The organism is Marinobacter sp., from assembly GCF_039977835.1.
Lineage (GTDB): Bacteria > Pseudomonadota > Gammaproteobacteria > Pseudomonadales > Oleiphilaceae > Marinobacter.
The window spans coordinates 122,896-137,012 of record NZ_JBDWCL010000013.1 but is presented as its reverse complement, the minus strand read 5'-3'; the positions used below and the strand labels follow the sequence as shown (position 1 = coordinate 137,012).

Below are 14,117 nucleotides of genomic sequence, written 5' to 3'. Positions count from 1 at the left end.
ATCTGGAGTTATCGAGCGTCTATGCCGCGATTTGATGACGACTGGCCGGGAAACATCCGGCCGACGGAACTGTTTCCGAAACTGGCGTCGGGAGTGCCCGGGGTTCTGTTCATTTATGAGCGCAGCGCTGACGGGAAACATCACCGGTACCCCTTTGTCAGTGAGCGTGTGCGGGACCTGTTCGGCCTGGAGCCCGCAGATCTGCGCAGGGAGGGAGAAACGGTATTCTCTGTCATCCATCCGGAGGATGTGGCGGGTGTGGCGGCCAGTATTGCCGAATCTGCCGAAAAGCTTTCACCGTGGCAGCATCAGGCGAGGATGCGCCTGGCAAGTGGTGACTACCACTGGTTTGAATCCGACTCCGTTCCAGAACTCCAGGCGGATGGCAGCATACTCTGGTACGGCCAGTTCAATGACATCCAGGCGTTCAAGGACCTCGAGTTCTCCCTTCGCGAGAGTGAGGCCGAGTTCGCTTTCCAGGCGGGATTCCAGAAACTCATCGCACGATTGTCCTCGGATTTCATCACCCGCGGCTTCGGCAACATTGATCAGAGCATCAATCAGGTGCTGGAGGCGATCGGCCAGTTCTTTGGCGTTGACCGTGCTTACCTGTACCGCTTTTCGGATCAGCGGGATGAAATGACCAACACCCATGAATGGTGCCGCGAAGGCGTTGAACCGCTGATCACCACGCAGCAGCAGGTGCCAATTGATACCTTTGCCTGGTGGCATGACCAGATCGACCGGATGATCTGGGAAAACGGGATCGTTTTTATCGAGGATGTGAGCGCACTGCCCGAGGAAGCAGCCCCGGAAAAAGCCCTGCTGTTGGAGCAGGGGGTCAGTTCCATGTTCTGTGTTCCGGTGCGCACCCGGGGGATTGTGTCCGGTTTCTTTGGGGTGGACTCGCTCAGCCAGAGAGTCTGGCGGACTGATCAGGCGGACCTGTTGATCATTGTCTCGGGCTTGCTCTCTGGCGCCCTGGAGCGTCACCGCCTGGAAGAGGAGCTGATGAACCAGTCGATACGGGACCCGTTGACCGGGCTTCACAACCGCCGCTATCTCGACCCCCGCCTGGATGAAATGATCGCCCTATGGAATCGTGAGCGGCAGCCATTCGCATTGGGGCTGTTTGATATTGACCATTTCAAAGCGGTCAACGATACCCTCGGCCACCTGGCTGGCGACTACGTGCTCAGGGAGTTCACCGGTATTCTGCTCGCCCATACCCGAGCCACGGATGTGGTTGCCCGCTTTGGGGGCGAGGAGTTTATCGTCGTATTTTCCGCCACCGACGGTGAGGCTGTCGGGGCATTTGTGAACCGGGTTATCAGCAGGGTCCGCGGGTACGAATTTGTATTTGAGGGAGAGAGTATTTCGCTGACCGTCAGCGCCGGTGTGGCAGCGGTTGGCGACGACGCCGCCATCGCTCCGACGCCGGAAGGCCTGATAGGTTGCGCTGACAACCGGCTCTATCTGGCCAAACAGGCAGGGCGCGACTGTTACGCCGATGCATCAGGGCCATCACGGCTATAACAAAAGATCATTTCCTTCTATATTTCATTTTAGTATATGCTTAGAACTAAATTTGAATGATCGGGAGATGAGTATTATGACCAACCCACTCGTCCAGCACTTTTTCGACGAACCCACCAATACGTTCAGCTACGTTGTCAGGGACCCCGACAGCAATGCCTGCGCGATCATCGACTCCGTTCTCGATTTTGACTATGCCGCAGGAAAGACCGATGTACGCTCTGCCAATGAAATTATTGACTATATCCGGAAGAATAATCTCAAGGTGGAGTGGATCATTGAGACCCATGTCCATGCGGATCACCTGTCTGCAGCACCCTACCTGCACACAGAGCTTGGCGGAAAAACCGGCATTGGGGCCCATATCGTTGAGGTGCAGGAGATTTTCGGCAAGGCCTTCAATGCCGGTACCGAGTTCGCACGCGACGGCAGCCAGTTTGATGCCCTGTTCAAGGAAGGCGACCGCTTCCGTATCGGCAATCTTGAAGGACGGGTGCTGCATACGCCGGGCCACACACCTGCCTGCCTCACTTATGTAATTGGTGACGCGGCCTTTGTAGGGGATACCCTGTTCATGCCCGACTACGGGACGGCACGTTGTGATTTTCCCGGTGGGAATGCCCGAACGCTGTATCAGTCAATCCAGAAAGTTCTGGCGTTACCGCCGGAAACCCGCATATTCCTGTGCCACGACTACAAGGCGCCTGATCGGGAGGAGTTCCAGTTTATGACCACGGTGGCGGAGCAGCGCCGCGATAATATTCACGTGCACGAAGGCATCTCCGAGGACGATTTCGTGAAAATGCGCACCGAGCGTGATGCCACCCTGGATATGCCACGGCTGATACTGCCGTCTGTTCAGGTAAATATGCGGGCAGGGCACATGCCCCCGGCGGAAGACAACGGCCAGGTTTACCTGAAAGTACCCGTCAACCTGTTCTGAGGTAGGGATGAAACTGAACCAGTACCTGCCTTTTCTGGGTTGGCTGCCGGCCTATCGGCGCGAGCACGCCGTCAGCGATCTGGTGGCGGCGGTCATCGTTACGGTGATGCTGATTCCCCAGTCCCTGGCTTATGCCCTGCTGGCCGGGTTGCCAGCCCAGGTAGGCCTGTACGCCAGCATTCTGCCGCTCGTGCTCTACGCCCTGTTCGGAACCAGCCGCACACTGTCTGTTGGTCCGGTGGCCGTGATTGCTCTGATGACGGCGGCAGCGCTTGCTCCGATTGCCGAGGCCGGCAGCCCCGCGTATGTCGCCGGGGCGGTGTTACTGGGGGTGATGTCCGGGCTGATGCTGTTTCTGATGGGTGTGCTGAGGCTGGGGTTCCTCGCCAATTTTCTCAGCCACCCGGTCATTTCGGGATTCATCACGGCCTCCGGGCTGGTAATTGCAGCCAGTCAGCTGAAACATATCCTGGGGGTGCAGGCCTCCGGCCATAACCTTCTGGAGATCGGTTCGTCACTGTTGGCGAATATGGGCAATACCCATCTTCCTACTCTGCTGATGGGTATTGGTGCGCTGGTGTTCCTTGTTCTCGCCCGCAAAAAGCTCAAACCCCTGCTCAGGCGGCTGGGCGTGGGGGCACGAATGGCGGATATTCTCACCAAGACCGCACCCATTCTTGCAGTCTTCGTGACCACCCTGCTGGCCTGGTGGCTGGGGCTGGACGCGAGAGGAATGAATGTTGTCGGGGAGATCCCCCGGGGCCTACCTGAATTTACCCTGCCACCGCTGGAGCTGTCGCTCTGGAAAGAGCTGGCGGTGGGGGCGCTGCTGATCAGCGTTGTGGGGTTTGTGGAATCGGTATCGGTGGGGCAGACACTGGCCGCCAAACGGCGCCAGCGTATCGACCCGGACCAGGAGCTGATAGGCCTTGGCGCCGCGAACCTGGGGGCGGGTTTCTCCGGGGGAATGCCGGTAACGGGCGGCTTCTCCCGTTCGGTGGTGAACTTCGATGCCGGGGCCGAAACCCCGGCTGCAGGCCTGTTCACTGCCGTTGGTATTGCTCTCGCGACTCTGTTTCTGACACCCGCCATTGCCTACCTGCCGGTGGCAACGCTGGCAGCAACCATTATCGTGGCCGTTGCCACATTGATTGATCTGCCTGCACTGGCCCGCACCTGGCGCTATTCCCGTTCCGATTTTGGTGCCATGCTGGCCACAATCCTGCTGACGCTGTTTTACAGCGTGGAGGCCGGTATCGTGGCGGGTGTTGCGCTGTCCATCGGTCTGTTCCTGTACCGTACAAGCCGCCCACACAGTGCGGTGATTGGCCGTGTACCGGGTACCGAACACTTCCGGAACGTACTTCGTCATCACGTGGAATTGTGCCCGAAAGTGACTTTCCTGCGCGTGGATGAAAGCCTGTATTTCGCCAACGCCCGCTTCCTGGAAGAAACCGTGATGGACCTTGTGACCCGGCAGCCGGAACTGCAGGACTTGGTGCTGGTATGCCCGGCGGTCAATCAGGTGGACGCGTCAGCGCTCGAAAGCCTTGAGGCGATTAACGAGCGGTTGACGGATGCAGGCGTTCGCCTGCATCTTTCAGACGTAAAGGGCCCTGTTATGGATCGCCTTGGCGGCACTGAGCTGTTGGCGAACCTTGGCGGGCAGGTCTTTCTGAGTGCCTACGAGGCCTGGCGGGCATTGACCAGGCCCCCCGAAGCGGCGGCTGGCCGGTCTGAATCGGAGCAACGACATCATGGGAATGACAGAGAACCTGCTCTCTGCCGACCAACTGATCATCACGGGGCTGATATTCCTGGCGGTCCTGGTTAATGCTGTACGGGGCACCAACTGGTCGGAATTCCGCCGCGACCAGGCCCTGCAACATTCCTTCTTCGGCGCCGCTGTGGTTCTGGGGTTTGTCTGGCAATTGAGGGCAGGGATCTCCCCCGGGCTCTCGATTCATGTGTTCGGCATCACGCTGATTACGCTGATGCTGGGGTGGCGGCTGGCGGTGCTGTCCGGGCTATTGGCGCTTATGATCACGGTGATTACCGGGCGCGAACCGCTGATCGCCTTCGCGGCTAACGGGCTGGTGACGGTGATGGTGCCGGCCCTGGTCAGCCACGGGATCATGCGCTGGGAGCGGAAACGCAATTTCAGGAATTTTTTCGCCTACATCTTTTTCTGTGGTTTCTTCGGGGCTGGCATTTCTGTGGCCGTGGCGGGTGTGGTGATGTGCCTGATGCTGTGGTCTGCCGGTGTGTATACGTTGGGTGAGCTGATCCACGAGTACCTGCGTTACCTGCCGCTTTTCATGATTCCCGAGGGATTTGTGAACGGTGCCTTCGTCACCGGGCTGATGGTGTTCCATCCGGACCGGTTGACGACGCTGGATCAGAGTCGTTACCGCTGAGCGGCCGGTAGCTGACTAGTTTCGCCAGTGCGAGTGTTTCTGGAGTTTTCGCTGCAGTGTCCGGCGGTGCATGTTCAGGGCACGGGCCGTGGCGGAGATGTTGCCATCGTTGTCGTTGAGAATTCGCTGGATGTGTTCCCATTCCATCTCTTCCACCGAAGGGGGCGCATTCCGGAGATTCGGTGGCACATCGAGCGGCTCGAAACTCGCCAGTAACTGATTGACCGTCACTGGTTTACAAAGGTAGTTCACAGCGCCGCGGCGCATGGCTTCTACCGCCGTTGCAATGCTGCCGTACCCCGTCAGTACAAGGACTTGCAGTTCCGGCTTCGTGTTCAGGAGTTCCGGTAGCAGCTGGAGGCCGCTTTCCCCTGCGAGGTTCAGATCCAGAACACAGCGCTGGATGTAGTTTGCGGTCAGCGCCTCTCTGGCCTCCTGATGGTTCCGTGCCAGTCGCGATTCTATGCCCTGGCGACTGAGTGACCGTTGCAGAACCTGCAGGAAGGCATCGTCATCATCCACAAGAAGCCAGAGACGTTGCTTGCTCACGCATAGTCTCCTTTGTGGTTGCTGTTCCCGGTTGCAATCGGCAGTGTAATAATCATGGTGGTGCCCTGTGCGGTAACGCGGGCTTTCAGGGTCCCCCCGAGCCGCTGGATGGTGGCATTGGAGAGAAACAGGCCAACCCCCAGCCCACTTTCAGAGCTCACCACCTGTTCGCCGGGTGCGTCCCCGAGGGCGCTCTCCAGTCCGTCGCCGTGGTCCTCCACAATCACCTCCAGCCACCCTTCGGCGCCCTCACAAGCGCTGATGGCAACCCAGGACGGACTGGCTTTTACGGCATTGGCAAGCAGGTTCAGGAGAGCCTGGTCAAGCGTGGCATCCACTGCCACCGGGCAATCGGGGAATGGCGGTTGCCATTCAATGGTCGCTCCGGGCCAGAGCAGGGTGGCGGACTCCCTCAGCCGCATGATCCACGACTGGGCCGGCAGGGTTTCCAATTGCGCGGTTTTTGCCTGCACAGCGGCGCTGGTCAATTGTTGCAGGTGCCCGCTGCACAGTGAGAGCTGGTCTTCCATCAGCCTGAGGTCCTCTCCAAGGGAGTGGCTACCCGGTGCTGCGGATTTCATCTCCTCCACCAGCAATGCCAGTGTGTTTAGCGGGGTGCCCAGGCGGTGGGCCACGGCGGCAGCGGAAAGCCCGAGGGCAATGATCTGCTCATCCCTTAGGCGGGTCTCCCGTATCTGTGCCAGCTGTGACTGTTGCAGTCGCAGACGGCGGGAAAGCGCACCAACCACAAGCAGCAGAATGACGGCGGTAATCGCAAAGGTCACCCACATGCCCACCAGGTGTAACTGGGCCAGATTGGCGCTGTGGTGTTCATGGGTAAGCGGGGTATGCCAGAGCACCAATGAGGTGTAGATCGCCACGCCGGCAATGGTAACGACGATGCTGTGGCCCAGTGGCACCAGGATAATGGCCACGGCGATCGGCAACAGCAATAGCGAAACCAGGGGGTTGGTGTAGCCACCGGTGAAGTAAAGCCAGGCGCCGATCAGCAGCAGGTCGACGGTCAGAGCCAGGCTGACCGTCACGGAGGAGCGGGGCGGCCGCCGGGTAAGCCAGAGCCAGCCCAGTGTTGCCAGAACGGCATACGTCAGGCACAGGATCAGGGCTTCGGCCCGATGCGCCAGGGAAACCATGGTTTCGGCAACGGCGACGGTGATCAGCTGAAGCGCAACAAGGGTTAGCCGCATCCCCAGCAGATAGCGGGCCGCCTGTTGAAAACCGGTCTGAGAGTGGGTGAGCCATTCCATGGACGGGATTCTAGCAGCAGCGCCCGGGAAGCGGTGGAAAATCGGCCGGCTGTTTGTCAGGGGTCAATCCGCGAAGTAACAGACCAGTTGCTGGCGGATAATATCGCCCTGCAAGTGAAGTGGCCGGCGGCTGAAGTCATGTACCTCGACAGCAGTGGCGGGTGTGTGTGGTGACTGTGAGGAAACAGGTGCGTCGGTCAGATGCTCCGGGTAATACCGGCACTGGCTGTTTTCCGGAAACAGGGCGGCGTAGGCAATGCCGGTTTCCACCAGATCCTGGAAAAAGTGGGAGCCATAGGACAGGTCCGGCACCATGTGGCCTGCCTTTTCCGACACCTCAACCAGAGCGGCGACACCGGAAATATCCGAGAAGCGAACCGGTACACCGAGCTCCGGGCTGCTGGTGCCCCATCGGCCGGGGCCAATCAGCAAGGTCGGAGTGTTGGCGGATCGGACTTGCTCACCGACCAGCCGGGCGGCCTCGTAGCGCTGGTTGGTGTCGAGCTTCCCGTAAACAGCCGCATCCACCCGGATCACACGCTGGATCGACAGGTTGATGTTGCCACCCATAAAGTGTCCTTCCGTGCGGAACACAAGCCTGTCCTCGGGCACGCTGTCCGGAAGGTTCACCGGCCCGGTCTCGCCAATTGTGGCCAGCGGCCGGCATTGCACAAGATTGAAGGACGGATCGCCCTCGTCGTCGAGATGCAGGGTGAACTCCACATCCACGGGATGCCGGTAGCCGGCCTCAAGTGTTTGCAGCAGTCTGGCCAGCCTAGAAATGAAGGCGCCCCGTTGTACCAGCGGCCGGAAGGTCAGGCGCCAGACAGGGCCTGTCAGTCCGATCTGTTCGGCACGGATGGTGGCCGCCCGGTCCACTTCCGCGAGGTGTGTCATGGGCAGGTCGGTAGCGGTCTCCAGTAGCTGGCCAAGGGGCCGAGTATCGAGCGTGCCATCCTGCAGGTCCAGCAGATCAACCAGGTGCTGGGAGTCACGGTAGGATTCGTCCTGGTTGCGGAAGGGTTGCCGGGTGGGCTGGTCCAGGGCCATGACACAGGCATGGTCACCCTCGATCCGGTCCACCGCCCGCGTGCCAAGCCCCATGACCATCCGCACCATGCCGGCTTTGGGGTCCATCGTAGGGTCCCAGGCAAAGGTGTTGCGGGATACGCCCACCCCTGCCGCGTCCGGAAGATAGTAGCGGCCATGGAAGCGGCCATTGACCCGCTGGATCAGCAGGGCCATGGGCTCTTCCCGCTGATCCAGCCCGCGTTGTCTGCGGTAGCGCAGGGCATCTTCACTCATGGAGGAGGCATACACCTTGCGGATGGCAGCGGCGAGAGCCTCCAGTCGCTGCTCGGGGGCGCCCTGATTGACCAGGAAGACGCTCTCGTACTTCCCGGCAAAGGCGTTGCCGAAGCCATCTTCCTGCAGGCTTGATGAGCGCACCAGGATGGGGTACTGGCCATAGTGGTCCAGCAGTCGCTCCAGTTCGCTACGGATTTCATCGGGGAACTGGCCGGCCAGTATGCCCTCCTGCAGTGCCGGTGCCTCTGTCAGGTAGCCGGCTTCAGAGCGCTGGCGCATTATTGCCGGCCACAGCCCGTTGTGTACCAGGAAGGCGTAGTAGGCGTCGGTGCCGAGGTAACTTGAATCATGGGGCTCCAGATGCTGCTGCCACAGCTCCGGTGTTTCCTTCAGCAAGATATTCCGGGCCAGCAGCATCCCCGTGGCCTTGCCACCGATGTAGCCGCTACCCACCAGCCGGGCGCGGATACTGAGCAGATCTTCCAGCGACAGGTAGCGCCGCGCCAGTGCCAGTATCTGCGGGTCTCGGCTGATCATTACCTGCAGCACCTGCTCCTGCAAGTCGGCAATGCAGCCGTCATCCTGTTCGGAGATCGCCCGGCTGGCTTCCTGGAACAGGCGGTCCCAGTAGTCCAGCAGCGGCTGGCGGTGCAGGTGCTCCATTTCCAGGGTGGCTTGCAGTCGGGTTGCATCGCTGCTGTCGGTAATGGGATGGAACTGTCCGTCCTGTTCCCGGTGAGGCAGAAACATGGTGGGTGATTGCCGGCGCCAGGCCTTGATGGGATGGATCTGGACATTGTCGCCGTGGCGATGCACGTCAATCATGACCTGTGTTGTTTCGCGGATGCGATCCAGGGTCATGCGGGAATGTCGGTCAGGATGCAGCGCAAACCAGGCTACGGTGTCCAGTTCAAACAGGAACGGGCACACCACCCGGAAGAAATTGCCCACCATGGCATCGGTAGCCCAGGCATTCAGCAGTTCGCTGAGGCTGTCACACACATAAAAGGCGCCCCGACCGTGCTGTTCGATCAGGTGCCAGACCCTGCTGGTAAAGCTTTCGAAGCCCCCCAGCGCATCGATCTCGATGGTGCGAACCGCGGGGTGCTCATCAATAACGGGCGGGTGCTCGCCAAAGCGAAGGTAAATGATCTGCCTGCCGGTATCGGCGGCGGCATTCAGGAAAGGGTATACGAACCGGCGGTAGTCATTAAGATCAGAGACCCGCCAGACCACGTTATCGCCGATGCGTAGACCATCAAGAACCTCGTCCAGCCCGGACAAACCGGTGGATACCCGGTCTTCAGGCTGGAGAGGCTCCTGGCTGGTCATGGCCGGATCAGATCACGCCCATGTCGTTCATCGCCCTGGCAACGCGCAGGAAGCCTTTAATATTCGCGCCCAGCACATAGTTGCCTTCCGCGCCAAACTCGGCGGCCGTTTCATAACAGTTCTTGTGGATATCGATCATGATTTCCTCAAGGCGCTTCTGGGTGTAATCAAAGGTCCAGGAGTCGCGACTGGCGTTCTGCTGCATTTCCAGCGCAGAGGTGGCAACGCCACCGGCGTTGGCCGCCTTGCCGGGCCCATAAGCCATATTGGCTCGCTGGAATATATCGATGCCTTCCGGAGTGGTGGGCATATTGGCGCCTTCGGCGACCGCGATGCAGCCATTCTCCACCAGGGTTTTTGCATCTTTACCGTTAAGTTCGTTCTGAGTGGCGCATGGCAGGGCAACGTCACAGGGTATGCTCCATATGTTGCCACCTTCCACGTATCTCGCGTCCTTATGAACCTCAGTATAGGCACTGATGCGACGACGCTCCACTTCCTTGAGGCGTCTCAGTGTCTGCAGGTCGATGCCTTTCTCGTGCACGATCATGCCGCCGGAATCGGAGCAGGCGATGACCTTGGCACCCAGCTCGTGGGCTTTTTCGATGGCATAGATGGCAACGTTGCCGGAGCCGGAAACCACCACGGTTTTGCCTTCCAGGGAATCACCGCGGGCCTTCAGCATTTCATGGGTAAAGAACACGGTGCCGTAACCGGTGGCTTCGGTGCGGGCGCGGCTGCCGCCCCATTCCAGGCCTTTGCCAGTAAACACGCCGGACTCGTAACGATTGGTGATGCGCTTGTACTGGCCGAACAGGTAACCGAGCTCGCGGCCGCCAACGCCAATGTCGCCGGCCGGAACGTCAGTGTACTCGCCCAGGTGGCGATACAGTTCGGTCATCAGGCTCTGGCAGAAGCGCATGATTTCGTCATCGGAGCGGCCCTTGGGATCGAAGTCGCTGCCGCCCTTGCCGCCACCGATGGGCAGGCCTGTCAGGGCATTCTTGAAGATCTGTTCGAAACCCAGGAACTTTATGATGCCCAGGTAAACCGATGGGTGAAAGCGCATTCCGCCTTTGTAGGGGCCCAGGGCACTGTTGAACTCGACACGGAAGGCACGGTTGATGTGGATCTCGCCGCTGTCGTCCTGCCAGGGCACCCGAAAAATAATCTGGCGCTCGGGCTCACAGATGCGCTGGATGATTTTCTTGTCGGCAAATTCCGGGTACTTCACCAGCACAGGGCCAAGCGTCTCCAGAACTTCATGGACAGCCTGGTGAAATTCACTTTCACCCGGGTTGCGGTGCAGTACGTCCTGGAAGATGGGTTCCAGCTTTTCATCAAGTTTTGCAGTCATGGGAATAGCCCTTCGGAATGCGCGTATTGAAGACTGACTAAAAATACAGTCGGTAAAAAAAGGGCAATGATTGCACCACAACAGAGCAGTTATTGGCAAGCTGGACATGGAGCTATTTGCCACGCCTTAACGGAGTACCCCTTCAGGGGTGCGGCATTGTGTCTCAAGCCATGGTTGGGGCGGCGCCATACAATTGCGGCTGTCGAAATGATCCTGCAGTGACTCATCCAGCTATAAGGGCCCTTTGAAATGGTAATCAGACACCTGGCTCGTTGTATCGGCCTGAGCCTGGCCGGTTGTGCCATCGCCCCCTTCGTTCAGGCAGAGGCTGACACAGCGGGCGGGCTGCTGATCAGGGTGACCGAAGGTCGTTCAGCGGAGATAACCCGGCTTAACAGGGCGGCGGTGACGCACGAACCCGTGGAGCGCTTATCTGCCAACCCCTCGGTTTCTCTCTCGCGTATGGGTGGCCGTGGGCTGGAGCCGGTGGTCCGGGGCCAGAGCCAGGAACGCGTGGACGTTCTGCTGGATGGTATCCGGGTGGAGGGAGCCTGCCCGAACCGTATGGACCCGCCAACCAGTCGCCTGAGTACGGCACTGGCGCCGTTGCTGGAGGTGCGCACCAGCAACCAGACCCTGCGCTGGGGCCCGATAACAGGGGGGCAGGTGGTTGCAACCACTGCTGCACCGGCTTTCAACGGCTCCAGTACGACGGGGCATCTGACCGTTGCTGGCGCTGACAATGGCGATGGCAAGCTGATTAATGGTAGTACGGCTGTTGGCAACGATAGCGCCTGGCTGAGGCTGGCGGGCGGTTATGAGGAGGCCGATGATTACGAGGACGGCGACGGCAACAAGGTTCGCAGTGCCTACGAAAACTCCGAAGCCCGCCTGGATGCCGCCTGGAAGGCAGACAACGGTTTCTATATCAAAGGGCTGGTCAGCCGTCAGGAGGAACGGGATGTGAAATACGCCGGCTCGGGCATGGATGCGCCGGAAACCGATACCGATATCCTGCGCCTGGAACTTGGTTCGCCGGTGGCCAACGGCGAGTGGAACCTGCTGGCCTGGCAAGCCGATGTCGACCACATCATGGATAACTTCAGTCTTCGTGATGCCATGATGAAAATGCTCACGGCGTCCGAGACTGAAACGAGGGGCCTCCGGTTGACACTGGATCAGAGCCCGGACGCCAGAACGGACTGGGCCATTGGCGTTGATGTTGAAACCAATAACTGGCACGCCGAGCGGTTCGGCGGGGCGAACCTCGATGTGCTCACCTCGGTACTCTGGCCCGACGTGGACCGGGACCGTTTCGGTCTCTTCGCCGAACGTTTCTATCGGGTAACGCCGCAGTTGCAGCTGGGCGGTGGTGTAAGGTACGACCGCGTGGAGATGTCCGCAGCGGAGGCTGACAAAGTGTTTGGTAGTGGCATGATGGCCATGTCGGCGGCCGACGCCTACCAGAGCATCTACGGCACCACCGATACCAACGCAAACGATGACAATGTCAGTGGTTTTGTCAGCAGTGACTGGCGTTTCTCTCCGATCCAGTCAATGGTGGTTACCGCCAGCCACAGTCTCCGAAGCCCGGGGGTGACCGAGCGTTACATTGCCAGCTGGAACAATATGGACCCCTCGAAGCGCTGGGTGGGTAATCCCGACCTGGACGCCGAGGTACACCATAAGCTGGAGTTGGCATTGCCGGGCCGGCGCAACGGCTGGCACTGGCGCCCTGCCGTGTGGGTTGATCAGGTTGATGATTTTGTACTTCGCACCCGAAACGCGGATGGGGTCAGCGTCTACCGCAATATCGATGCCCGGTTGATGGGTGTTGAGGGCCAGGTGGGATGGAGCAACGGCACCTGGAACACCAACAGCAGCCTGGCGTCTGTGCGCGGCGAAAACCGGGATGACGACAAGGCATTGCCCCGGATTCCGCCTGTGCAGTTTATCCAGACCCTTGGCTGGCAGCATAGGGGCCATGCGGTTGAGCTGGAGTGGATGCTTGCGCGCAGGCAGGACCGTGTGGATCTGGAGTCCGGCCAGGACGCCGGTACGTCACCTGGCTATGGAGTGCTGAACCTGTCCGGCAGCCACCCGCTGGCGGACTACCTCAGTCTGAGCTGGGCGGTGGACAACCTGTTTGATAACACCTGGGCACCCCACGTCAGCCGCGCCAATACCGACCCCTTCAATCCGGAAGCCGTGCGGGTGAATGAGCCTGGCCGGACCCTGCGTGCTGCGTTGACAGCCAGGTGGTAAGGCCTTTTATGGCGGTTACCCCCATTTCATAGCTGGGGGTAACATCGTACCCCGGGTGGAACCAACTCCGTCACCCGGGGCTTTTTTGTTGAGTTGTTGCTGATGGAGAAAACGCGGGGACAATCCGGTTGCGACCTGCCTCCTTGGCCTTGTAGAGACGGATATCCGCCTCGCGCACCAGCTCTCGCAGAGTGTCGCCGTCGGTTCCAAATTCGGCGACGCCGCCACTGATTGTCAGGCGAATTACGTTGTTATTGATGTGCACGGGCGTGGACGCTACGGTGGCGCGAATTTTTTCAGCGACCTCCAGCGCCTGCCGGCTGTGGGTGTTGCTGAGCAGAACGCCGAATTCCTCGCCTCCCAGGCGGGCAGCCAGATCGGTAGCGCGCAGGCATTCCCGGAAAATTTGGGCAACGTGTTGCAACGCCAGGTCGCCGGTTTCGTGGCCGTGGTCGTCGTTTACATCCTTGAAGTGGTCAAGGTCGAGAACCAGAATGGATGCTGGCGAGCCGTATCGCCGTGCGCGGTGTTTTTCCTGCTCAAAAACATCGCTGAGCCGTGCGCGGTTGGCCAGGCCGGTGAGCGGATCGGTCTGGGCGATTTTCATGAGCTGGCGCTCGGAGGTTTCCCGGGTTACTTCGTACACATGCGAGAACACCAGAATGCACATGGAGATCACGGCAATGTTGGTGATCGGCAGCGCCTGCATCATTTCTGGTCGGTCCAGGTGCCTGAACAGGAAGATCACTGCCGCGACGCTCATGAAGAAGAGAGAAACGGCCAACCCCAGTCGTCGGCCCATTAGAAGGTGGGAAATAATGGGTATCAGTAGCACCCAGGCATGAGCAGAGGACGTCGCCCGCGGGGTTGCCATCGCAAACATCATGGCGATGAAAAATGGGATGAGATAGGCGAGGATCCAGCGTTCCAGGTGGCGGGTATGACGGATGGCCCGGTAAACGACGACGGAATAGATGCCCATTGCGATTTCAACAAAGGCAAGGGGGTAGCTGCCTTTAAGGAAATTCATGGACGAGAACAGTATGGCGCCAATGACGCACAGTACCAACAGCGCCTTCAGCACCGCCTTGCGGTAGGGGCGCGCCAGTTCTTTCAGGGGGGCTTTATAGCTATCCATGTGC

At 59.7% G+C, this 14,117-nt stretch carries 10 protein-coding genes; 5 read left to right on the top strand and 5 right to left on the bottom strand.

The window, feature by feature from the left end; translation table 11 throughout:
- Nucleotides 1–21 precede the first annotated feature (21 nt).
- The 4 genes from ABJM11_RS05815 (at nucleotide 22) to ABJM11_RS05800 (ending at nucleotide 4,896) form a co-directional block, all read left to right on the top strand.
- A complete protein-coding gene (locus ABJM11_RS05815) occupies nucleotides 22–1,536 on the top strand; it encodes a diguanylate cyclase (protein WP_348295970.1) in 1,515 nt (504 codons plus the stop codon).
- Between the two features lie 76 nt (nucleotides 1,537–1,612).
- A complete protein-coding gene (locus ABJM11_RS05810; protein ID WP_348295969.1) occupies nucleotides 1,613–2,479 on the top strand; it encodes an MBL fold metallo-hydrolase in 867 nt (288 codons plus the stop codon).
- Nucleotides 2,480–2,486: 7 nt separating this feature from the next.
- Entirely contained in the window at nucleotides 2,487–4,313 is a 1,827-nt protein-coding gene (locus tag ABJM11_RS05805; protein ID WP_348295968.1) for a SulP family inorganic anion transporter, read from the top strand.
- On the top strand, nucleotides 4,237–4,896 hold the full coding sequence (locus ABJM11_RS05800; protein ID WP_348295967.1) for an energy-coupling factor ABC transporter permease: 660 nt from the start codon (nucleotides 4,237–4,239) through the stop codon (nucleotides 4,894–4,896). Before ABJM11_RS05805 ends, ABJM11_RS05800 begins: the two co-directional genes overlap by 77 nt.
- 15 nt (nucleotides 4,897–4,911) lie before the next feature.
- Here the strand turns inward: ABJM11_RS05800 and ABJM11_RS05795 are convergent, their stop codons facing one another.
- From ABJM11_RS05795 to gdhA, 4 genes are all read right to left on the bottom strand, one after another.
- Complete coding sequence (locus tag ABJM11_RS05795; RefSeq protein ID WP_348295966.1) at nucleotides 4,912–5,445, bottom strand: response regulator; 534 nt, start codon at nucleotides 5,443–5,445, stop codon at nucleotides 4,912–4,914.
- The gene (locus ABJM11_RS05790) at nucleotides 5,442–6,713 is read right to left on the bottom strand and encodes a HAMP domain-containing sensor histidine kinase (protein ID WP_348295965.1); all 1,272 of its coding nucleotides are present in this window, start codon (nucleotides 6,711–6,713) and stop codon (nucleotides 5,442–5,444) included. Before ABJM11_RS05790 ends, ABJM11_RS05795 begins: the two co-directional genes overlap by 4 nt.
- 63 nt (nucleotides 6,714–6,776) lie before the next feature.
- A complete protein-coding gene (locus ABJM11_RS05785; RefSeq protein WP_348295964.1) occupies nucleotides 6,777–9,353 on the bottom strand; it encodes a PEP/pyruvate-binding domain-containing protein in 2,577 nt (858 codons plus the stop codon).
- Nucleotides 9,354–9,360: 7 nt separating this feature from the next.
- The gene (gdhA, locus tag ABJM11_RS05780) at nucleotides 9,361–10,710 is read right to left on the bottom strand and encodes an NADP-specific glutamate dehydrogenase (RefSeq protein WP_348295963.1); all 1,350 of its coding nucleotides are present in this window, start codon (nucleotides 10,708–10,710) and stop codon (nucleotides 9,361–9,363) included.
- 249 nt (nucleotides 10,711–10,959) lie between these two features.
- Here gdhA and ABJM11_RS05775 point away from each other — a divergent pair, with 249 nt between their 5' ends.
- Entirely contained in the window at nucleotides 10,960–12,975 is a 2,016-nt protein-coding gene (locus ABJM11_RS05775; protein WP_348295962.1) for a TonB-dependent receptor domain-containing protein, read from the top strand.
- Nucleotides 12,976–13,045: 70 nt separating this feature from the next.
- On the opposite strand, the gene ABJM11_RS05770 is transcribed toward ABJM11_RS05775, so the two are convergent.
- Nucleotides 13,046–14,113, bottom strand: coding sequence for a GGDEF domain-containing protein (locus tag ABJM11_RS05770; protein ID WP_348295961.1), 1,068 nt, complete (start codon nucleotides 14,111–14,113; stop codon nucleotides 13,046–13,048).
- Between the last annotated feature and the right edge of the window lie 4 nt (nucleotides 14,114–14,117).